Origin of the sequence: Curtobacterium sp. 179-B 9B NHS (assembly GCF_045370965.1) — a bacterium.
Lineage (GTDB): Bacteria > Actinomycetota > Actinomycetes > Actinomycetales > Microbacteriaceae > Curtobacterium.
Map to the genome: position 1 here is coordinate 1 of NZ_JBIQDQ010000004.1, position 19,959 is coordinate 19,959.

Annotated in this window: 17 protein-coding genes; 15 read left to right on the forward strand and 2 right to left on the reverse strand. The window is 72.4% G+C overall.

Annotated features, from left to right (window positions below; all coding sequences use genetic code 11):
* Positions 1-355 precede the first annotated feature (355 nt).
* Entirely contained in the window at positions 356-2,248 is a 1,893-nt protein-coding gene (locus ACH0A8_RS05295) for a zinc-ribbon domain-containing protein (protein WP_406906766.1), read from the forward strand.
* Positions 2,249-2,357: 109 nt separating this feature from the next.
* The gene (locus ACH0A8_RS05300) at positions 2,358-3,224 is read left to right on the forward strand and encodes a hypothetical protein (protein ID WP_406906768.1); all 867 of its coding nucleotides are present in this window, start codon (positions 2,358-2,360) and stop codon (positions 3,222-3,224) included.
* A 25-nt stretch (positions 3,225-3,249) separates the two neighbouring features.
* Here the strand turns inward: ACH0A8_RS05300 and ACH0A8_RS05305 are convergent, their stop codons facing one another.
* Positions 3,250-4,242: an asparaginase gene (locus ACH0A8_RS05305; RefSeq protein WP_271825781.1), complete on the reverse strand. Its 993-nt coding sequence runs from the start codon at positions 4,240-4,242 to the stop codon at positions 3,250-3,252.
* A gap of 70 nt (positions 4,243-4,312) precedes the next feature.
* Here ACH0A8_RS05305 and ACH0A8_RS05310 point away from each other — a divergent pair, with 70 nt between their 5' ends.
* From ACH0A8_RS05310 to rbfA, 12 genes are all read left to right on the forward strand, one after another.
* Complete coding sequence (locus ACH0A8_RS05310; protein ID WP_209682411.1) at positions 4,313-4,789, forward strand: OsmC family protein; 477 nt, start codon at positions 4,313-4,315, stop codon at positions 4,787-4,789.
* Positions 4,790-4,795: 6 nt separating this feature from the next.
* Positions 4,796-5,767, forward strand: coding sequence for an FKBP-type peptidyl-prolyl cis-trans isomerase (locus ACH0A8_RS05315; protein ID WP_271825779.1), 972 nt, complete (start codon positions 4,796-4,798; stop codon positions 5,765-5,767).
* Positions 5,768-5,770: 3 nt separating this feature from the next.
* Positions 5,771-6,856: a 1-deoxy-D-xylulose-5-phosphate reductoisomerase gene (gene dxr, locus ACH0A8_RS05320; protein WP_066654590.1), complete on the forward strand. Its 1,086-nt coding sequence runs from the start codon at positions 5,771-5,773 to the stop codon at positions 6,854-6,856.
* A gap of 145 nt (positions 6,857-7,001) precedes the next feature.
* Positions 7,002-8,336 (forward strand): M50 family metallopeptidase, encoded by a 1,335-nt coding sequence (locus tag ACH0A8_RS05325; protein ID WP_406906772.1) that lies wholly within the window; start codon positions 7,002-7,004, stop codon positions 8,334-8,336.
* 47 nt (positions 8,337-8,383) lie between these two features.
* On the forward strand, positions 8,384-9,832 hold the full coding sequence (locus tag ACH0A8_RS05330; RefSeq protein WP_406906774.1) for a purine-cytosine permease family protein: 1,449 nt from the start codon (positions 8,384-8,386) through the stop codon (positions 9,830-9,832).
* Positions 9,829-10,404, forward strand: coding sequence for a cysteine hydrolase family protein (locus ACH0A8_RS05335; protein ID WP_209682417.1), 576 nt, complete (start codon positions 9,829-9,831; stop codon positions 10,402-10,404). The genes ACH0A8_RS05330 and ACH0A8_RS05335 overlap by 4 nt, the downstream gene beginning before the upstream one ends.
* A 50-nt stretch (positions 10,405-10,454) precedes the next feature.
* A complete protein-coding gene (ispG, locus tag ACH0A8_RS05340) occupies positions 10,455-11,588 on the forward strand; it encodes a flavodoxin-dependent (E)-4-hydroxy-3-methylbut-2-enyl-diphosphate synthase (protein ID WP_126892096.1) in 1,134 nt (377 codons plus the stop codon).
* Positions 11,589-11,626: 38 nt separating this feature from the next.
* Positions 11,627-13,381: a proline--tRNA ligase gene (locus tag ACH0A8_RS05345; RefSeq protein WP_251159755.1), complete on the forward strand. Its 1,755-nt coding sequence runs from the start codon at positions 11,627-11,629 to the stop codon at positions 13,379-13,381.
* A 143-nt stretch (positions 13,382-13,524) separates the two neighbouring features.
* Positions 13,525-14,520, forward strand: a complete 996-nt coding sequence (gene nusA / locus ACH0A8_RS05350) for a transcription termination factor NusA (RefSeq protein WP_406906775.1) — start codon at positions 13,525-13,527, stop codon at positions 14,518-14,520.
* Between the two features lie 99 nt (positions 14,521-14,619).
* Positions 14,620-14,937, forward strand: a complete 318-nt coding sequence (locus ACH0A8_RS05355) for a YlxR family protein (protein ID WP_082687788.1) — start codon at positions 14,620-14,622, stop codon at positions 14,935-14,937.
* 75 nt (positions 14,938-15,012) lie between these two features.
* Positions 15,013-17,865, forward strand: a complete 2,853-nt coding sequence (gene infB / locus ACH0A8_RS05360) for a translation initiation factor IF-2 (protein ID WP_406906776.1) — start codon at positions 15,013-15,015, stop codon at positions 17,863-17,865.
* Between the two features lie 89 nt (positions 17,866-17,954).
* A complete protein-coding gene (gene rbfA / locus ACH0A8_RS05365; protein ID WP_209682424.1) occupies positions 17,955-18,404 on the forward strand; it encodes a 30S ribosome-binding factor RbfA in 450 nt (149 codons plus the stop codon).
* Positions 18,405-18,512: 108 nt separating this feature from the next.
* Here the strand turns inward: rbfA and ACH0A8_RS05370 are convergent, their stop codons facing one another.
* Positions 18,513-19,367, reverse strand: a complete 855-nt coding sequence (locus ACH0A8_RS05370) for an A/G-specific adenine glycosylase (protein WP_209683323.1) — start codon at positions 19,365-19,367, stop codon at positions 18,513-18,515.
* Positions 19,368-19,464: 97 nt separating this feature from the next.
* On the opposite strand from ACH0A8_RS05370, the gene ACH0A8_RS05375 reads away from it, so the two are divergent.
* Positions 19,465-19,911: a hypothetical protein gene (locus tag ACH0A8_RS05375; RefSeq protein WP_406906777.1), complete on the forward strand. Its 447-nt coding sequence runs from the start codon at positions 19,465-19,467 to the stop codon at positions 19,909-19,911.
* The last annotated feature ends 48 nt before the right edge of the window (positions 19,912-19,959 follow it).

A 19,959-nucleotide genomic window follows, 5' to 3' on the forward strand; every position in this document is an offset into this window, starting at 1 on the left:
CCCCCCCCCCCCTGCGTGGTGGCGGCGGCCGCGTCAGTGGTTTAAACGAGCCCGCCCCCGGGGCGGGCGCCGCGCCCCCCGCGGACCGGATGTGGTCAGCGACGGACGAGGCCATCGCGAGCCTGGCCGATGACCGCACGCGGCGCCAGCGCTGGCGGGCGGCCGTGTCGCTGCGGTCCCTCCGCTCCGCCGGGTGGTGGGGTCGACGCCGTCCGGCGACCCGGCGGAGGCCGAGCGGTGCGGTGCGTCCGTCCGGCACCGATCGCCACGACCAGGGGCGTCCCGGGGCCGGTGACTACGATGGGCCGGAGGCCGGCGAGCGTCGTGGACGGCCGAGTGAGGACAGAGGCGAACCGTGATCAGATGCGAACACTGCGGCTCGATGCTGCCCGACGGGGCGATCTTCTGCGGTGAGTGCGGGCGGTCGGTGAACGTCTCGGCGAACCGTCGGCCCGCGCCGGCTGCGCCCGTCGACGACACCCCGCCGCCACCACTCCGGCAACCCGACCGGCACGGCCGCCGTCCCGATCCCGCCGCCGAGGCCTGGCTGCCCGAGGCGACGCTCGACCCCGCGACCCGTGCGTGGCTCATCGGCGAGGACCGGCAGCGCTCCGGCGCGACCGGGGACGCTCGCCCCACCGCACCGTCCGCTCCTGTGGTCCCGGCCGTTCCCGCAGCTCAGGCTGACGATCCGTCGTGGCTGCGCCCCGAAGGCGTCGACCCGGGTCGGTCGGACCGCGTCGGGGACGACCGGTGGACGCACGAGCAGCACCGCACGGACGAGCGGTCCGGGGCGTCGGAGCCGGAGCCGGAGCCGCCCCTCGATCCCGACGCGTACCCGTCGTCCCCGACGGGGTCCTCCGCCGACGACGAGGCCGACACCGAACGAACCCGTCTCGCGCCGGCCCCGGGGGACCAGTCCGGCTCCGGGACGCCGTCCCCCGTGCCCGAGGCACCGTCCGCTGCGCCCGAGGCGCCGCCGACGGCCCCGGTGTGGGCGCCGCCCGTCGCACAGCAGCCGACGGCAGCTCCGTCGCGACCGTCGTGGTGGGTGGGCCGCGGAGGCGCGGCAGCCGAGCCGCCGGTCGAGGACCAGGTCGAGGACCCGTCCGTCGACGAACGTCCCCGTGCCGGCGACACCGCCGTCGTGGAACCACTGGTCGACCGTCGTCCGGCACCGACGCCCCTGATCGCTCCGGGGAACGGTCCGGCCACCTGCCCGGTGTGCGGCCACGCCCTCGAACCCGATGACATCTTCTGCGCGGAGTGCGGCGCCGTCCGTCCGACCGTGACCGCTGCCTTCACCGGGCCCGTCGTGCCGCTGCCCCTGGCGCGGCCGGACTGGGCTGCCGACGACGAGATCCGTGTGGACGACGAGCCCTCGGACCCCGGTTCCGCGGACGGCGGCGCCGAGCCGGGCTCCACGGACCACGCGTCGCAAGCGGATGTCCCCGAGCACCGCGACGGTGCGGCGTCCGACGCCGGACAGCACGATGCCGGACAGCCCGACGCCGGACAGCCCGACGCCGGACAGCCCGACGCCGGCCAGCCCGACGCTGGACGTCCCGACGCCGAGCGGCCCGACGCGGACCAGGCGCACGAGGACCGGTCGGACGAGCCCGCTGCGGGGCCGGGCCGCCACCTCGCCGACGACGAGGGGGCCGCGCCCGGCGGGCACCGGAGCGCACACGACGGAGGACCGGTCCCGCCTGCTCCCGCTTCGCCGACCCTGCCGTCCTCGGCGCAGGGCGCCGGCGGTCCCGACCTGCCGCCGGTCCCGCGTGCCGCGCCGCTGCCCCCGATCCCGGGGGCGACCGGCCCGGTCCTCCCGCCCGTCGGGTCCACGACGGTGCCGTCGAGCGGCGACCTCGCCCCCGACGAGGACGTCGAGGAGACGCGGATCGTCGTCAAGACCACCTCGGACGCGCCGTTCGTGCTGCACTTCAGCACCGGGGAGCGCACGGCGGTGCACGGTACGGGCCTGCTGGGCCGGCTGCCCCGACCGCAGCCGGGCGAGCGGTTCGACGACCTGCTCACGGTGCACGACCCCGGCAAGTCGGTGTCCAAGACGCACCTCGAGCTCGGGCGTGACGGCGACGACCTCTGGGTGTCCGACCGGCACTCGGGCAACGGCACGGTGATCCGGCACATCGACGGGAGCATCCGCCGCTGTGAAGCCGGGCGTCGCTACCGCGTGGAGCGCGGTGCACGGGTCGACATCGGGGAGCAGTTCTTCCTCGTGCAGTAGCCCTGACGGGCAGCCGGCCGTTCCTCCACAGGGCAGCGACCGCGACCCGGTCTCCACCAGCAGCCCCGTGCGTCCGATCCTGGGCGCGCGGGGCTGTCAGTCTCGGTCCGTGTCCCCGCTCGTCGCCCGCTGCTGCCTGGTCGGTCCGGCGGTGGTGCTGCTGCTCGTCGGGGTCGTCGCCGACCTCCCGGTGGTCGCCAGGACGGTGCTGCTCGTCGCCGCAGCGAGCTGCGCGGTGCTCGACGCCCTGACGGTCCGGGGCACCGGTGCCGATCCTCCGCCCGCGGTCGTCGTCACCATGCCGACGGATGCCGTCTCCGGACCAGCAGTCGCCGGACCAGCAGTCTCCGGACCAGCAGTCGCCGGACCAGCAGTCGCCGCACCAGCAGTGTGCGGAGACGACGCGCTGAGCGACGCCGTCGGGGCGTCGTCGTGGACCCCGGACCCGCACGCTTCCGGCGTCGGCGTCGGCGGCGCCGTCGTCGAGGGGCTGGTGCTCGGACGAGGACCCGACGGTCGAGCCGAGCGGATCCGCGCCGACCCCGGGTCGCCGTCCCACGTCGTCGTCCTCGGCACCGGGGCGTTCGCGCGGGCGGTGTTCGATGCGCTCGGCGCCCAGCTCGCCGCGTCCGCCATCGACGGGACAGCCGGTGCGGCGGGGAGCGCGGACGCCGGCGTGCGGATCGTCTCCGATGCGGGTCCGCAGTCCGTAGCGCCGCCCGGCGTGCGTCCGACACCGACGGGGACCGCGGTCGCCGTGCGCCACGACGGTCTCGGCAGGGTGCAGGCGACCGTGGTGCTCGTCCCCGGCGTCCACCTGCTCCCGCGTCGACGGGACCGCGTCATCGAGGTCACGCGGCACGGGTGCCGGCTGTGGAACGACGGCGACGGCGACGGGGACGGCGTGGCGCCGTCCTTCGAGCCCGTGCTCCCGCTGCTGGCCGGGGATCCCGTCGACGAGCTCGTCGCAGGGTGACCGTGCCGTGTCGGGCAGCCGGCGGTCAGCGCAGTCCGGCCCCCGCGCGCACGGCACCGACCGGCACGCCGCCACCGAGCACCTGCTCGCCGGTGGCGGCCAGCACGTCGGCGACGCCCGCGGCGTCCACCATGCCGTTCCGCTCGAGCAGCGTGAGCGCCGCGAGCGTCCCGGCACGCTGCGACCCGTCGAGCGTCTTGACCGCGACCGCCGCTCCACCGGGGAGCCCCATCACCATCACGCCCTCGGCACCGAACTTCGCGAGCACCCGGAGTCGTTCGATCGTCACCGTGTTCGCCCGGCCCACACCGTCGATCGCCCACGGGTGGTCGAGCACCGCGTCCACGAGTGCCGCGGTGTCCGAGTCCGAACGGGCGACGACAGCCGCGAACCCACGGGCGAGCCCCTGCAGGGTGAGCGGGAACACGGGCGCGCCGCAGCCGTCCGTGCCGACGACGTCGACGGTCTCGCCGGTGTACGCCTCCACGGTCTCCCGGACCCGCTGCTGCAGCGGGTGCGCCACGTCGAGGTAGGTCGCCTCGTCCCAGCCGTTCACCCGGCACGCGGCGAGCATCCCGGCGTGCTTGCCCGAGCAGTTCATCGCCAGGCGCCGCGGGCCGTCCATGGTGCGGGCGGTGGCCCGGTCGAACGGCAGGTCGGGCGGGCAGCCCAGGTCGGACTCGACGTGGTCGAAGGACTCGAGCATGTGCAGCGCGAGGGCCTGGTGCGCAGCGGTGCCGGCGTGACTCGCCGTCGTGAGCACGAGCTCGTCGTCGCTGAAGACCGCGCCGGCGCGACGGACGGCGAGGGCCTGGAAGGGCTTCATCGTGGAGCGGGGGTACACGCTCGCCGTCACGTCGCCGACGGCGTCGAGCACGGTCCCGTCGGCGGCGACGACGACGCCGGCTCCGACGTGCCGGCTCTCGTCGAAGCCGTTCCGGTCCAGCACCGCGAGCTCGACGGAGCCCTCGGCGGTGAGAGGATGGCGGTCTGTGCGGACGTCGTGGCTCACCGTCATGCCGTCATCGTAGCGAGGGGCCGGCAGGCGCCACGTCCAGCACCCAGCAGCACGCACGAAGGAGCGCACCGTGACCGACCACACGTACGAGGTCTCCGTCCGCTGGACGGGTGACCGCGGCACCGGGACGAGCGGCTACCGCGACTACGGCCGCGACCACGACGTCACGGCGCCGGGCAAGCACGCCATCGCCGGTTCGGCGGACCCCGCGTTCCGCGGCGACCGCGACCGGTGGAACCCCGAGGAGATGCTGCTCGGCGCCCTCGCCCAGTGCCACATGATGAGCTACCTGTACGTCGCCGTGCAGCGGGGCTTCACCGTGGTCGGCTACGAGGACACGGCGACGGCCTCGCTCGACGTGCACCGCGACGGCACCGGCGAGGTCACCGAGGTGACCCTGCGCCCCGTCGTCACCGTGCTCGAGGCCGACCGCGTCGCGGACGCCGAGGCAGCCCACGCCGAGGCGAACCGCCTGTGCTTCATCGCGCGCTCGGTGGCGTTCCCCGTCCACCACACGCCCGCCACCAAGGTGCGTGCGGCAGGATAGGGCCTCGTGAAGCGTCTCCGCCTGCTCCCGATCGCCATCGTCCCAGCCGTCGTGCTCGGACTCGCCGCCTGCTCCGGGAACGGCTCGGGTGACGCCTCGGCCTCGCCCAGCGCGTCCGCCAGCGCCACGGCGACGCCCATCTCGTCGTGCCCGGAGTCGGGCTCGGCGTCGAAGAGCATCGAGGTCACCGGCGCGGTCGCCGGGTCGGAGGCGCCGAAGGTCACCTTCGACAAGGGCCTCAGCGCGGAGACCCCGCAGGCCACCACGGTGGTGCAGGGCTCGGGCAAGGCGCTCAAGAGCGGCGAGTTCGCCCAGGTGTCGTACGCCGTCTACAAGGCCTCGGACGCCTCGAAGCTCGGCGCGGTCGGGTTCGACCAGGGGAACCCGCAGGTGCTCTCCGTCGGCGGGACCGGCTTCGGCGCGCTGCTCGCCTGCACGAAGGTCGGGGACCGCGTCGCGGTGGTCGGTGAGTCGTCGGCGCTCGGCTTCAACACCGGCGGCGAGATCGTCGTCGTGGCGGACGTCGTCGCGCAGACCCCGACGAAGGCGACGGGCACGCCGCAGACGCAGGACCCGTCGCTGCCCACGGTCGAGGACAAGGCGAGCGGCGAGCCGGAGATCACGATCCCGTCCGGTGCGACGGCCCCGTCGAAGACCGAGGTCGAGGTCCTCAAGCAGGGCGACGGCGCGACGATCGAGAACGGTGACACCGCGCTCGTGCAGTACAAGGGCGTGACCCTGGCGGACGGCAAGGAGTTCGACTCCTCGTGGTCGAAGGGTGCTCCGACCACCTTCACCGTCTCCGAGGGCTCGCTCATCAAGGGCTTCGTCACCGGGCTCGTCGGGCAGAAGGTCGGGTCCCAGGTCCTCATCGTGACCACGCCCGAGGACGCCTACGGCTCGAACCCGCCCGAGGGCTCGGGCATCCCGAAGGACGCTTCCCTCGTCTTCGTCGTCGACGTCCTCGCCAAGGGCTGACCCGTGCCGACCCGGCGTCGCATCGTCGTCCTCGGCAGCACGGGCTCGATCGGCACCCAGGCCCTCGACGTCGTCGCCCGGAACCCCGACCGCTTCGAGGTCGTCGGCCTGACCGCCGGCACGAACCGTGCCCTCGTCGCCGAACAGGCCGAGCGGTTCCACGTCCGTGACACCGCCTTCGGCGCGGCCGACGCCGAACGCCTCGTCCGGAGCGTCGAGGCGGACGTCGTGCTCAACGGCATCACGGGTTCCGTCGGCCTGGGTCCGACGCTCGCCGCGCTGGAGTCCGGTGCGACGCTCGCCCTGGCGAACAAGGAGAGCCTGATCGTCGGCGGTGCGCTCGTGCAGGCCGCCGCCCGTCCCGGGCAGATCGTGCCCGTCGACAGCGAGCACTCCGCGATCGCGCAGGCGCTGCGCTCCGGTTCCGACGCGGAGGTCCGCCGCCTGGTGCTCACGGCCAGCGGCGGACCGTTCCGCGGACGCTCACGGGAGAGCCTGCGCGACGTCACCCCGGCCGAGGCCCTCGCGCATCCGACGTGGGACATGGGCCTGGTGGTGACGACGAACTCCGCCACGCTGGTGAACAAGGGGCTCGAGGTCATCGAGGCGCACCTGCTGTTCGGCGTGCCCTACGACCGCATCGACGTCACCGTGCACGCCCAGTCGATCGTGCACTCGATGGTCGAGTTCGTCGACGGGTCGACGATCGCCCAGGCCTCACCGCCGGACATGCGGCTGCCCATCGCGCTCGGCCTCGCCTGGCCGGACCGGGTGCCCGGCGTCGGGGTCCCGCTGGACTGGACGACCGCGAGCACCTGGACGTTCGAACCGCTCGACGCCGAGGCGTTCGGCGCCGTCGACCTGGCCAAGCACGTGGGCGTGCTGGGTGGGACCTTCCCGGCGGTCTTCAACGCGGCGAACGAGCAGGCGGTCGCCGCGTTCCACGCGGGTGCGATCGGCTTCCTCGACATCGTCGACACCGTCCGTCGCGTCGTCGACGAGCACACCGCGGGGGAGTCCTCCCTCGACGGCGTCCTGGCGGCGGAGCGCTGGGCGCGCGTGACGGCGGACCGCCTGCTGGCCCGCTGACGCACCCGGGCGTCGCGAGCCCGCCGCGCGGTCGCGCGACGGGTGCGCCCACGGTGATCCGTGCCTCCAGGCCGGCCGGGAGGCACGGCAGACCTCTCAGGGCGCGTTCGGCTCCGTCATGGGAAGGGTCCCGTACCCTCTGACGGTGACCGTCGAATCCGTGCTCCTCTTCGTCCTCGGCGTGGTCGTCTTCATCGTCGGCCTGCTGGTCTCGATCGGACTCCACGAACTCGGACACCTGTCGTTCGCGAAGCTCTTCGGGGTGAAGGTCACGCAGTACTCCCTCGGCTTCGGCAAGGCGATCTGGTCCTTCCGACGGGGGGAGACCGAGTACGGCATCCGACCGATCCTGCTCGGCGGGTACATCTCCATGGTCGGCATGCTCAAGCCGCGTGCATCGGGCCGGCCGAACGCGATCACGAACACCGGCATGTACGGCGCGTTCGTGCAGGACGCCCGCCAGGCCAGCGCGGAGCAGATCGCCGACTCCGGCGGCGACGACTCCCGCGCGTTCTACCGGCTGACGCCGTGGAAGCGGATCATCGTCATGGTCGCGGGGCCCGCCATGAACCTGGTGATCGGCATCGTGCTGTTCGGCGTGCTGCTGTGCGGGTTCGGCGCGCCGACCACCACCTTCACGTCGAGTGTCGACTGCGTGCTGCCGACGAGCAGCGCGACGACCTGCACCGCCGGGGATGCCGAATCGCCCGCGAAGCAGGCGGGCATCCGCGACGGCGACGTCGTGCTCGCGGTGGACGGGCGCCAGGACCCGACGATCGCCGAGGTGTCCCGTGTGTTCCAGCGGTCGGCAGGGGAGAGCGTCAGCGTCGTCGTGGAGCGTGACGGCCAGCGGCGGACGCTCGAGGTCACGCCGCAGCTCGCGACCCGCGACGTCGTCACCGAGCAGGGCACGGTCGCGAAGAACGCGGACGGCTCGACGAAGACCCAGCGCGTGGGCGTGGTCGGTGTCAGCATCGGGCAGTCGCTGGTCCGGCAGTCGCCGGCGGCGGTGCTGCCCGCGACCGAAGCGCAGATCGCCGCGTCGGCGCACCTCATCATCGACCTCCCGCAGCGTCTGGTCGCCGTCTGGAACGCGGCCTTCGGCGCGCAGGAGCGGTCGCAGGACAGCCCGGTGTCGGTCGTCGGCGTCGGTCGGGCGATCGGCGAGGTCTCGTCGATGAGCGGCGTGCCGGTGGTCGACAAGGCGTACACGATCCTCGGGCTGCTCGCCTCGCTCAACATCGGCCTGTTCGTGCTGAACATGGTGCCGCTCCTGCCGCTCGACGGCGGGCACATCGCCGGTGCGCTGTGGGAGGCCGTGAAGCGCCGTGCGTACGTGCTCGTCGGCAAGCCGGACCCGGGCGCGATCGACCTGGCGAAGTCGATGCCGCTGACGATGGTCGTCGTGGTGCTGCTGGCCGGGATGAGCGCGCTGCTCATCTACGCCGACATCGTCCGTCCCGTGAACCTGTTCGGGTAGCGCGGCCGCTCGCGCACGCGGGTCGCGCTGCCCACTACGCTCGGCGCATGAGCACCGCGCCAGAGGTCCGCGCCGTCGAGCGCCAGGGCATCGACGTCATCGCCGAGTCCGACCGGAAGGGACGCCCGCGCGGGCTGTTCTGGCCGTGGTTCGCCGCCAACGTGTCGGTGCTCGGGCTGAGCTACGGTTCGTTCGTCCTCGGCTTCGGCATCTCCGTGGCGCAGGCCACGATCGTGTCCGTCGTCGGGGTGGCCTTCTCGTTCCTGCTGTGCGGCATCGTGGCGATCGCGGGCAAGCGGGGGTCGGCTCCGACGATGGTGCTGAGCCGCGCGGCCTTCGGCGTGCGGGGGAACCGGCTGCCGTCGTTCCTCAGCTGGGTCCTGACGGTCGGGTGGGAGACCGCACTGGCGTCGCTCGCGGTGCTCGCCACCTCGACGGTGTTCCGCGAGCTCGGCTGGGACGACGGTGTGGTGACGAAGCTCGTCGCCCTCGTCGTCGTGGCGGCCCTGGTGGTCGGGGCCGGGATCGCGGGCTTCGACGTGATCATGCGCCTGCAGACCGTCATCACCGTCGTGACCGCCGTGCTCACCGTCGTGTACGTCGTCCTCGCGGTGCCCTCGATCGACCTCGGCACCCTCGCCGCCCTGCCGGCGGGCAGCGCGCAGAACGTCATCGGCGCGCTCGTGCTCGTGATGACGGGCTTCGGCCTCGGCTGGGTCAACGCGGCGGCGGACTACTCGCGGTACCTCCCGCGGACGTCCTCGACGGGCGGCGTGGTCTGGTGGACGACGTTCGGCGGCGCCCTGGCGCCCGCGGTCCTCGTCGTCGTCGGCGTCCTGCTCGCCGGCTCGTCGGAGGACCTCAACGCCGCGATCGGCGCGGACCCGATCGGCGCGCTGACGACGATCCTGCCGGTCTGGTTCCTCGTGCCGTTCGCCCTCGTGGCGATCCTCGGACTCGTCGGCGGTGCCGTGCTCGACATCTACTCGTCGGGCCTGGCGCTGCTCAGCGCCGGCGTGCGGATCCCGCGGCCGGTCGCGGCGGGCGTCGACGGCGTGTTCATGGTCGCCGGCGCCGTGTACGTCGTCTTCTTCGCGAAGGACTTCATCTCGCCGTTCCAGGCGTTCCTCGTCACGCTCGGCGTCCCGATCGCCGCGTGGGCCGGGGTGTTCGTCGCCGACGTGGTGTTGCGGCGTCGGGCCTACGCCGACGGCGAGCTCGACGACGTGCGCGGTCGCTACGGGGACGTGCGCTGGGCCGCGATCGGGCTCGTCCTGCTCGGGACGGTGCTCGGCTGGGGACTCGTCACGAACACGTACGGTGTGCCCGCGTGGCTCAACTGGCAGGGGTACCTGCTGGGACCGCTCGGCCTCGGCGGCCGCGAGGGCGCCTGGGCGTACGCGAACCTCGGGGTCCTCGTCGCCCTGGTCGTCGGCTTCGCCGGCACGCTGCTCACGGCGCGCGGGACGATCCGCCGCCAGGAGCACGACGCATGAGCGTCACGGTCCCGACCGACGCCTGGCTCGTCGCGATCGACCTGCAGGAGGTCTTCACCGGCGACAGCCCGTGGGCGACACCGCGGTACGACGACGCCGCTGCCGGGACGCGACGGCTGCTCCCGCGGTTCGCCGGGCGCACCGTGTTCACCCGGTTCGTCGCGCCCGAGCGCCCGCAGGGCGCGTGGGTGCCCTACTACCGCGAGTGGTCGTTCGCGCTCGTGCCCGACACCGACCCCCTGTACGACCTGACCGCCCCCTTCTCGGCTGCGGCGACGGCCCACGGCGACCCCGTCGTCACCGAGCCGACGTTCGGCAAGTGGGGAGCGGGCCTCCGGGCCGTCGTCGGCGAGCACCCGCACCTCGTGCTCACCGGGGTGTCCACCGACTGCTGCGTCGTGTCCACCGCGCTGGCTGCGGCGGACGCGGGAGCGACCGTCACGGTCGTCGCCGACGCGTGCGCCGGCGCGAGCGACGAGGACCACGAGCGTGCCCTCGCGCTCATGCGGCTGTACGGGCCGCTCATCACGGTCGTGGACCGCGGGGCGGACCTGGTCACCGACCAGGTGTGACGTCACCGGGAGCGCGTAGAGTCACACCCGTGCCAGCAGTGAACCTCGGTCTGCCGAAAGTCCCCGAAACCCTGAGCCCGCGTCGGAAGTCGCGGCAGATCCGGGTGGGGAAGGTCCTCGTGGGCGGTGACGCCCCGGTCTCCGTGCAGTCGATGACGACGACGCCGACGACGAACATCAACGCGACGCTGCAGCAGATCGCCGAGCTCACGGCGTCCGGCTGCGACATCGTCCGCGTCGCGGTCCCGAGCCAGGACGACGCCGACGCACTGCCGATCATCGCCAAGAAGTCGCAGATCCCGGTCATCGCCGACATCCACTTCCAGCCGAAGTACGTCTTCCAGGCCATCGACGCCGGGTGCGCCGCCGTCCGCGTGAACCCGGGCAACATCCGGAAGTTCGACGACCAGGTCGGTGCGATCGCCCGGGCCGCGAAGGACGCCGGGGTGTCGCTGCGCATCGGTGTCAACGCCGGGTCGCTCGAACCGAGCCTGCTGCAGAAGTACGGCAAGGCCACGCCCGAGGCGCTCGTCGAGTCCGCCGTGTGGGAGGCATCGCTCTTCGAGGAGCACGACTTCCACGACTTCAAGATCTCGGTCAAGCACAACGACCCGATCGTCATGGTGAAGGCCTACCGTCAGCTCGCCGCCGCGGGGGACTGGCCGCTGCACCTCGGTGTCACCGAGGCCGGGCCGGAGTTCCAGGGCACGATCAAGAGCGCCACCGCGTTCGGCATCCTGCTCGCCGAGGGCATCGGCGACACCATCCGCGTCTCGCTGTCCGCGCCCCCTGCACAGGAGGTCAAGGTCGGCCTGCAGATCCTGCAGTCGCTCAACCTGCGTGAGCGCAAGCTCGAGATCGTCTCCTGCCCGAGCTGCGGCCGTGCACAGGTCGACGTCTACCAGCTGGCCAACGACGTGACGAAGGGCCTCGAGGGCATGACCGTGCCCCTGCGTGTCGCCGTCATGGGCTGCGTCGTGAACGGCCCGGGCGAGGCGCGCGAGGCGGACCTCGGCGTGGCCTCCGGCAACGGCAAGGGACAGATCTTCGTGAAGGGGCAGGTCGTCAAGACCGTCCCGGAGCGGGAGATCGTGCAGACGCTGATCGCGGAGGCGAACCGCATCGCCGACGAGATGGGTCCGGACGCCGCCACCGGGACCCCGCAGGTCGTCACGACGACCTGAGCCGCCGTCGTCGGACGCGCGCCGCTAGGCTTGCGTCCGTGGTCACACGGCTCTCCCATCTCTTCCTCCGCACGCTCCGCGACGACCCCTCCGACGCCGAGGTGACGAGCCACAAGCTGCTCGTCCGCGCCGGGTACGTCCGTCGTCAGTCCCCGGGCATCTTCGCGTGGCTCCCGCTCGGCCTGCGGGTGCGGCGCAAGATCGAGGACATCATCCGCGAGGAGATGGTGGCCGCCGGTGCGCAGGAGGTCCTGCTGCCGGCGCTGCTGCCCCGCGAGCCCTACGAGGCGACGGACCGCTGGACCGAGTACGGCGACGGCATGTTCCGCCTGCAGGACCGCAAGGGCTCCGACTACCTGCTCGCGCCGACGCACGAGGAGATGTTCGCGCTCCTCGTGAAGGACCTGTACGGCTCGTACAAGGACCTGCCCGTCACGCTGTTCCAGATCCAGGACAAGTACCGCGACGAGGCCCGCCCGCGCGCCGGTCTGCTCCGCGGCCGCGAGTTCACGATGAAGGACGCGTACTCGTTCGACCTCACCGACGAGGGGCTCGACCGCAGCTACCAGGTGATGCGCGACGCCTACGAGAAGATCTTCGCCCGCCTGGGCCTCGAGTACGTCATCGTCGCGGCCGATGCCGGCGCGATGGGCGGCTCGAAGTCCGAGGAGTTCCTGCACCCGATCGGCGTCGGCGAGGACACCTTCGTCCGCAGCGCCGGCGGCTACGCGGCGAACGTCGAGGCGTACAACACGCCCGTCCCCGACGCCCTGCCGATCGCGGGGCAGCCCGAGCCAGTGCTCCTGCCCGCTGCCGACACGCCGACGATCGACACGCTCGTCGCCCACGCGAACGAGGTCGCCCCGCGTGACGGCGCACCGTGGACCGCTGCCGACACGCTGAAGAACGTCGTGCTGGCGCTGACCCACCTCGACGGCACCCGCGAGGTCGTCGTGGTCGGACTGCCCGGTGACCGCGAGGTCGACCTGAAGCGCGCCGAGGTCGCCTTCGCACCGGCCGAGGTCGAGGCCGCCGGCGACGACGACTTCCGGAAGCACCCGGGCGTCTTCGTGAAGGGCTACATCGGCCCGCAGGTGCTCGGCTCCGCGAGCCCGTCGGGCATCCGCTACCTCGTCGACCCGCGCGTGGTCGAGGGGACGAGCTGGATCACCGGCGCGAACGAGCGCGGCGTCCACGTCTCCGGCCTCGTGATGGGTCGCGACTTCGCCGCGGACGGCGTCGCCGAGGTGTCCGACGTCCGTGCGGGCGACCCCGCTCCGGACGGCTCCGGCCCGCTCGAGACCGCCCGCGGCATGGAGATCGGTCACGTCTTCCAGCTCGGCCGCAAGTACGCCGAGGCGCTCGACCTCAAGGTGCAGGACGAGAACGGCAAGCTCGCGACGGTCACCATGGGGTCGTACGGCATCGGCGTGACGCGCATCATGGCGATCCTGGCCGAGGCGCACAACGACGAGAAGGGCCTGGCCTGGCCGAAGGAGGTCGCGCCGTTCGACGTCCACGTCGTGGCGACGGGCAAGGACCAGGTCGCGTACGACCTCGCTGCGTCGCTCATCGACAGCCTCGAGGGCGAGCGGTACGACGTCGTGTACGACGACCGTCCGAAGGTGTCCCCGGGCGTGAAGCTCCGCGACGCCGAGCTGCTCGGTGTCCCGGTCGTCGTCGTCGCCGGGCGGAACGCCGCCGACGGTGTGGTCGAGCTCTGGGACCGCCGCTCGGGCGAGCGTCGGGACGTCCCGGTGGCCGAGCTGCTCGAGGCGGTCCGCGCGATCTGATCGCGACTCCTTGACGGACTGGAGGCGCGGTGTCGACCGGCACCGCGCCTCCGGTCCGTCTCGTGGTTCTGGGGTACGCTTGTAGCCGACTTCTGCGCAGTTCCACCCGCAGGAGCGACTCAGCTGAACACGGAGGCACCTCGGTGAAGATCGACCTCGCAGTCCTGCGACTCATGGAGCGCGAGCGGGAGATCCCGTTCGACGAACTCGTCCGCATCATCGAATCCGCCATCCTGACGGCGTACCAGAAGCACCGCGCGGAGAACGACGAGCCCGTCGACGCCCAGACCCGTGTCGAGCTCGACCGCAAGTCCGGCGAGGTCTCCGTCTACGTGCCGGAGCGCGACGAGGACGGCACCGTCGTCGGCGAGGCCGTCGACCAGCCGAGCGACTTCGGCCGCATCGCCGCCTTCGCCGCGAAGCAGGTCATCAACCAGCGTCTGCGCGACATCGGCGACGACAAGATCCTCGGCCAGTTCCGTGGCAAGGAGGGCGACATCGTCGCGGGCGTGATCCAGCAGGGTCCGAACCCGAAGATGGTGCACGTCGACCTCGGCACGGTCGAGGCGATCCTGCCGCCCGAGGAGCAGGTGCCGGGTGAGGAGTACAAGCACGGCAACCGCATCCGCGTCTACGTCACGAGCGTCGGTCGCGGTGCCAAGGGCCCGCAGATCACGGTCTCGCGCACCCACCCGGGCCTGGTCCGGAAGCTCTTCGCGCTCGAGGTCCCCGAGATCGCGTCGGGCGTGGTCGAGATCACGTCGATCGCGCGTGAGTCCGGGCACCGCACCAAGCTCGCGGTGAAGGCGAACGCGCCGGGCGTCAACGCGAAGGGCGCCTGCATCGGCGAGCTCGGTGCGCGCGTCCGTGCCGTGACGACGGAGCTCGGTGCGGAGAAGATCGACATCGTCGACTACTCGTCCGACCTGGCCTCGTTCGTCGCGAGTGCACTGTCGCCCGCGAAGGTCACGAGCGCGTTCGTGCTCGACGCGTCGACGAAGGCGGTCCGTGCCCTGGTGCCGGACTACCAGCTGTCGCTCGCGATCGGGAAGGAAGGGCAGAACGCCCGTCTCGCCGCGAAGCTGACCGGTGCGCGCATCGACATCCAGCCGGACTCCATACTGGACGGCGACGAGTAGGACACGACCGTGTCGGGCGACGCTCGTCGCCCGGCACCGTTTCGCTGGTGGCGTGGCCCGTCCGGGCGCGCCGGATCGCGGTGGTCGGAGGCAAGGAGTATGGTGGTTCCCGTCAGAACATGCATCGGCAGTCGTCGTCGTGCTCCCCGGTCCTCCCTCCTCCGTGTCGTCGCCCTGAGCGACGGTCGCGTCGTGGCGGACCCGAAGGCAGTCATGCCGGGGCGGGGAGCCTGGCTCACCCCGACCGTCGAAGCACACGATCAGGCCGTCAAGCGCAGGGCCTACCGCCGCGCGCTCCGGCTCGACCGTGAACCGGACACGTCAGCGGTACGTGACTACCTCGAGGCGCTCAGCGCCGAAGAGCAGGCGCGTCACCGGGACACGACAGAACAGGCTGAACGGCTTATGGACAACTGATGAGCGGCTCGAAGTGAGACCCGTCATCCAGTGAGTCCTGCCCCCTTCGCGGGGTGGGACCCGTGAAGGAGAACAGTGGCAAAACCACGCGTACACGAGATCGCATCCGAACTCGGTGTCGACAGCAAGACCGCAATGGAGAAGCTCAAGGAACTCGGCGAGTTCGTCAAGGGCCCGAGCTCCAGTGTGGAACCCCCCGTCGCGCGCAAGCTCCGTGCTGCGCTGCAGGCGGACGGCGCCTCGACGGCGTCGAAGCCCGCGGCCTCGGCGAGCCCGAGCGCTCCCGCGAAGGCCGCTGCCCCGCGGTCCGGCGCCCCGAAGCCCGGCGGTCCCCGTCCGGGTCCGGCGCGTCCGGCTCCCGCGCCGAAGGCCGAGCCCGAGGTCGAGGCGCCCGTCGCCGAGACCCCGACGCCCGCCGCGCCGAAGTCGGTCGCGCAGCGCCAGGCCGAGGCCGAGGCTGCACAGAAGGCCGCGGCTGCCGAGAAGGCCGCCGCTGCCGAGCAGGCAGCGTCGGGTGAGCAGTCCGGCGACGACGCGAGCGCTCCGAAGAGCGACGCCGTCAAGCCGGGCGGTGCGCCGAAGCCCGGCTCCGCAGCCGGCCCCAAGCCCGGCGGTCCGAAGCCCGGCGCACGCCCGGGCAACAACCCCTACGCGTCCAGCCAGGGCATGGGCTCGCGCCCGCCGCGTCCCGGCAACAACCCGTACTCGTCCAACCAGGGCATGGGTCAGCGTCCCGCCGGCGGTGCCGGTGGCGGCAACGGCATCCCGCGTCCGGCCCCGCCGCGTCCCGGCGTGCCCCGTCCGGGCGCACCGCGTCCGGGTGGCCCCGGTCAGGCGAACCGTGCCCCCGGCTTCGGGCAGCGCCCGGGCCAGGGCGGCGGTCGTGGCGGCCCCGGTGGTCGTCCGGGTGGTGCCGGTGGCGGCTTCCCGCGTCCGGCGTTCAGCGGTCCGCGTCCCGCCGGTGGCGGTGGCCGCGGTCGTGGCCCCGGTGGTGGTACCGCCGGTGCGTTCGGTCGCGGTGGCGGCAAGAGTCGTGCCCGCAAGTCGAAGCGGACGAAGCGCGCCGAGTACGAGATGCGGCAGGCGCCGTCGCTCGGCGGTGTGCAGGTCCCTCGCGGCGACGGCAACACGGTCGTGCGACTCCGTCGCGGTGCGAGCATCTCGGACTTCGCGGACAAGATCGACGCCATGCCCGGCAACCTGGTGACCGTGCTGTTCCACCTCGGTGAGATGGCCACGGCGACCGAGTCGCTGGACGAGGCCACGTTCGAGGTCCTCGGCGAGGAGCTCGGCTACAAGATCCAGATCGTGTCGCCGGAGGACGAGGACCGCGAGCTCCTCGAGGGCTTCGACATCGACATCGACGCCGAGTACGCCGACGAGGACGACTCCGTCCTGCAGCAGCGTCCCCCGGTCGTCACCGTCATGGGTCACGTCGACCACGGCAAGACCCGACTCCTCGACGCCATCCGCAACTCGAAGGTGGTCGAGGGCGAGGCCGGCGGCATCACGCAGCACATCGGTGCGTACCAGATCGTCACCGAGCACGAGGGCATCGAGCGTCCGATCACGTTCATCGACACCCCGGGTCACGAGGCCTTCACCGCCATGCGTGCCCGTGGTGCGCAGGTGACGGACATCGCGATCCTCGTGGTCGCGGCGGACGACGGCATCATGCCCCAGACGATCGAGGCGCTGAACCACGCGCAGTCGGCCAACGTGCCGATCGTGGTCGCGGTGAACAAGATCGACAAGGAGGGCGCGAACCCGGCGAAGGTCCGGCAGCAGCTCACCGAGTACAACCTGGTGGCCGAGGAGTACGGCGGCGACGTCATGTTCGTCGACGTGTCGGCGCGCAACAACGTCGGCATCCAGGACCTGCTCGACGCGGTGCTGCTCACGGCGGACGCCGGTCTCGACCTGCGTGCGAACCCCGACAAGGACGCCCGCGGTGTCGCGATCGAGGCCCGCCTCGACAAGGGTCGCGGTTCCGTCGCGACGGTGCTCATCCAGTCCGGCACGCTGCACGTCGGCGACGCCATCGTGGCGGGCACGGCCTACGGTCGCGTCCGTGCCATGACGGACGAGAACGGTGTGGCGGTCAAGGCCGCGACGCCGAGCCGTCCGGTCCAGGTGCAGGGTCTGTCGTCGGTGCCGCGCGCCGGTGACACCTTCCTGGTCACGGAGGAGGACCGCACGGCCCGCCAGATCGCCGAGAAGCGTGAAGCGGCCGAGCGCAACGCCCAGCTGGCCAAGGCCCGCAAGCGCATCTCGCTCGAGGACTTCACCCGTGCTCTCGAGGAGGGCAAGGTCGACTCGCTCAACCTCATCATCAAGGGTGACGTCTCCGGTGCCGTCGAGGCACTCGAGCAGTCGCTCCTGGACATCGAGGTCGACGACAGCGTCCAGCTCCGCATCCTGCACCGCGGTGTGGGTGCGATCACGGAGTCGGACATCGACCTGGCCACGATCGACAACGCGATCGTCGTCGGCTTCAACGTCCGCCCGGACGTCAAGGCCCGCGAGCGTGCGGCGCGCGAAGGCATCGACGTGCGCTTCTACTCGGTCATCTACAACGCACTCGAGGACATCGAGCAGTCCCTCAAGGGCATGCTCAAGCCCGAGTACGAAGAGGTCCAGTCGGGTGTCGCCGAGATCCGCGAGGTGTTCCGCTCCTCGAAGTTCGGCAACATCGCCGGTGTCATCGTCCGCTCCGGCACGATCACGCGCAACGCCAAGGCGCGCGTCATCCGTGACGGTGTGGTGCTCGCCGACGGCCTGGCCATCGAGTCGCTGCGTCGCTTCAAGGACGACGTCACCGAGGTCCGCACGGACTTCGAGGCCGGTATCGGTCTGGGCAAGTACAACGACATCCAGATCGGCGACGAGATCGAGACCACCGAGCTCGTCGAGAAGCCGCGCGACTGACGCCTGGCTATCCTGGACCCCGCTCCTCCCTCGGGAGGGGCGGGGTCCGTCCCGTTCCACCAGTAGATTCCCTGCCCCAGGAGGCACCCATGGCCGATCCGCAGCGCGCTCGCAAGATGGCGGACCGCATCAAGGAAGTCGTCGCACGGCGGCTCGACAAGGGGCTGCGCGACCCGCGCCTCGGATTCGTCACGATCACCGACGTCCGCGTGACGGGCGACCTGCAGCACGCGTCGGTGTTCTACACGGTCTACGGCACCGACGAGGAGCGTGCCGACTCGGCCGCCGCGCTCAAGGCCGCGACCGGGATGCTCCGCAGCGAGGTCGGCAAGAACATCACGGCGCGGCTCACCCCGTCGCTGGAGTTCATCGCGGACGCCCTGCCCGAGACGTCGGCGCACATGGAGGACCTGCTCGTCCAGGCGCAGCAGCGTGACGCGCAGGTGCGCGCCGCGTCGGCCGGCGCACAGTACGCCGGTGATGCCGACCCGTACAAGCACGACGAGGACGAGGACGAGGAGCGCGACGAGCGCGCCTGACCTGCCGCAGCACCACGACGGCCGCCGGACACCCCGTCCGGCGGCCGTCGTCGTGCGACGGGCGGCCACGGGGCGGACGGGGGCGTCAGACGGCGGGCCCGACGGCCGTCAAGCGTCGGGCAGTCGGTACCCGGACGCGTCGTCGCCGGTCACGAGTCCGTCGCGCAGCAGGGACGCGAGCGCCCGGGCTCGCTGCTCGGCGTCCGGCCACACCAGGTCGACCTCGTCGCGCGTGACGGGCACGTCGCTCGCGCGCAGCTCGGCCATCACCAGACCACGCACCTGGCGGTCGCTGCCGGCGAAGCGCGCCTGCTTCGGCGCCCGTGGCCCGTCGTGCTCCGGGTACCCGGCAGCCCGCCAGGCACACCGGTCGGCGATCGGGCACGCGTCGCACGCGGGGGAACGGGCGGTGCAGACGAGCGCGCCGAGCTCCATCACCGCGGCGTTCGTGGCCGCTGCGGTGTCGCGGTCCTCGGGGAGCACCGAGTCCATGAGCGGCAGGTCCCGCTTCGCGTTCGCCGGTCCGGGCTCGCCCTCGCCGAGGACCGCACGCGCGAGCACACGGCGGACGTTCACGTCGACCACGGGGTGCCGGTCGCCGTACGCGAACACCGCCACGGCGCGGGCGGTGTAGTCACCGATGCCGGGCAGGGCGAGGAGCGCGTCGACGTCGCGCGGGACCACGTTGTCGTGCTGCTCGGCGATCACGGTCGCCGCCGCGTGCAGTGCGAGCGCCCGTCTCGGGTAGCCGAGCCGGTCCCACGCGCGGACCGCGTCGCCGGGGGGTGACGCCGCGAGGTCCGCAGGCGTCGGCCACCGGGTGAGCCACGCCTCCAGACGGGGGACGACCCGCGCGACCTGCGTCTGCTGCAGCATGATCTCGCTGACCAGCGTGCCCCAGGCGGGGAACCCCGGCCGCCGCCACGGCAGGTCGCGGGCCTCGGCGCGGAACCAAGCCACCAGCGGGGACGCGATGTCGGGACGGCTCCGGTCCGTCGGGTTCTCCACAGCCGGTCGGGAGGCTCCGCTCGCGTTCACCTCGACAGCCTACGGTGGGTGCATGGCACGCTGGGCACCGCAGGAGACCGACACGATGGCCGCGATCGCGAGCGAGGTGATCGCGCAGGTCGGGACGAACCGGACCGTCGTCGGCATCGACGGGCAGGACGGCACCGACCTCGAACGGGTCGCCGCGGCGCTCGTCGGGGCCTTCCAGCAGCAGGGGGTGTCCGCGATGGCTGCTGCTGCGCCGTCCGCCGACCTCGACGTCCTCCGCGCCGAGGTCGTGACGCCGTTCCGCACGACCGGGGCGGGGGAGGGCGTGCTCGTCGTGCACGGGCAGGGACTGCTCGCACCGGGTCCGCGGGGGCTCTGGCGCTGGTCGCTGTGGGTGGAGCAGGAGGACGGCCGCCTCGAGCGTCGCGCGGACGTCAAGATCGCCGCCTCGGCCGTGCTCGACGTGACGGACCCGGACCACCCCCGTCGCGAGTGGAACGACGCCTGCTGACCACACCGGGCAGGTCGGGCTGACGCACGTCGCTGGTACCCTCGTCCG

Bases quoted from the DNA above. Each gene is read 5' to 3' on its own strand.
- ACH0A8_RS05305 (WP_271825781.1), bottom strand. From the start codon at position 4,242: ATGACGGTGAGCCACGACGTCCGCACAGACCGCCATCCTCTCACCGCC.
- ACH0A8_RS05330 (WP_406906774.1), top strand. From the start codon at position 8,384: ATGAGCACCGCGCCAGAGGTCCGCGCCGTCGAGCGCCAGGGCATCGAC.
- ACH0A8_RS05335 (WP_209682417.1), top strand. From the start codon at position 9,829: ATGAGCGTCACGGTCCCGACCGACGCCTGGCTCGTCGCGATCGACCTG.
- ACH0A8_RS05375 (WP_406906777.1), top strand. From the start codon at position 19,465: ATGGCACGCTGGGCACCGCAGGAGACCGACACGATGGCCGCGATCGCG.
- rbfA (WP_209682424.1), top strand. From the start codon at position 17,955: ATGGCCGATCCGCAGCGCGCTCGCAAGATGGCGGACCGCATCAAGGAA.
- ACH0A8_RS05355 (WP_082687788.1), top strand. From the start codon at position 14,620: ATGGTGGTTCCCGTCAGAACATGCATCGGCAGTCGTCGTCGTGCTCCC.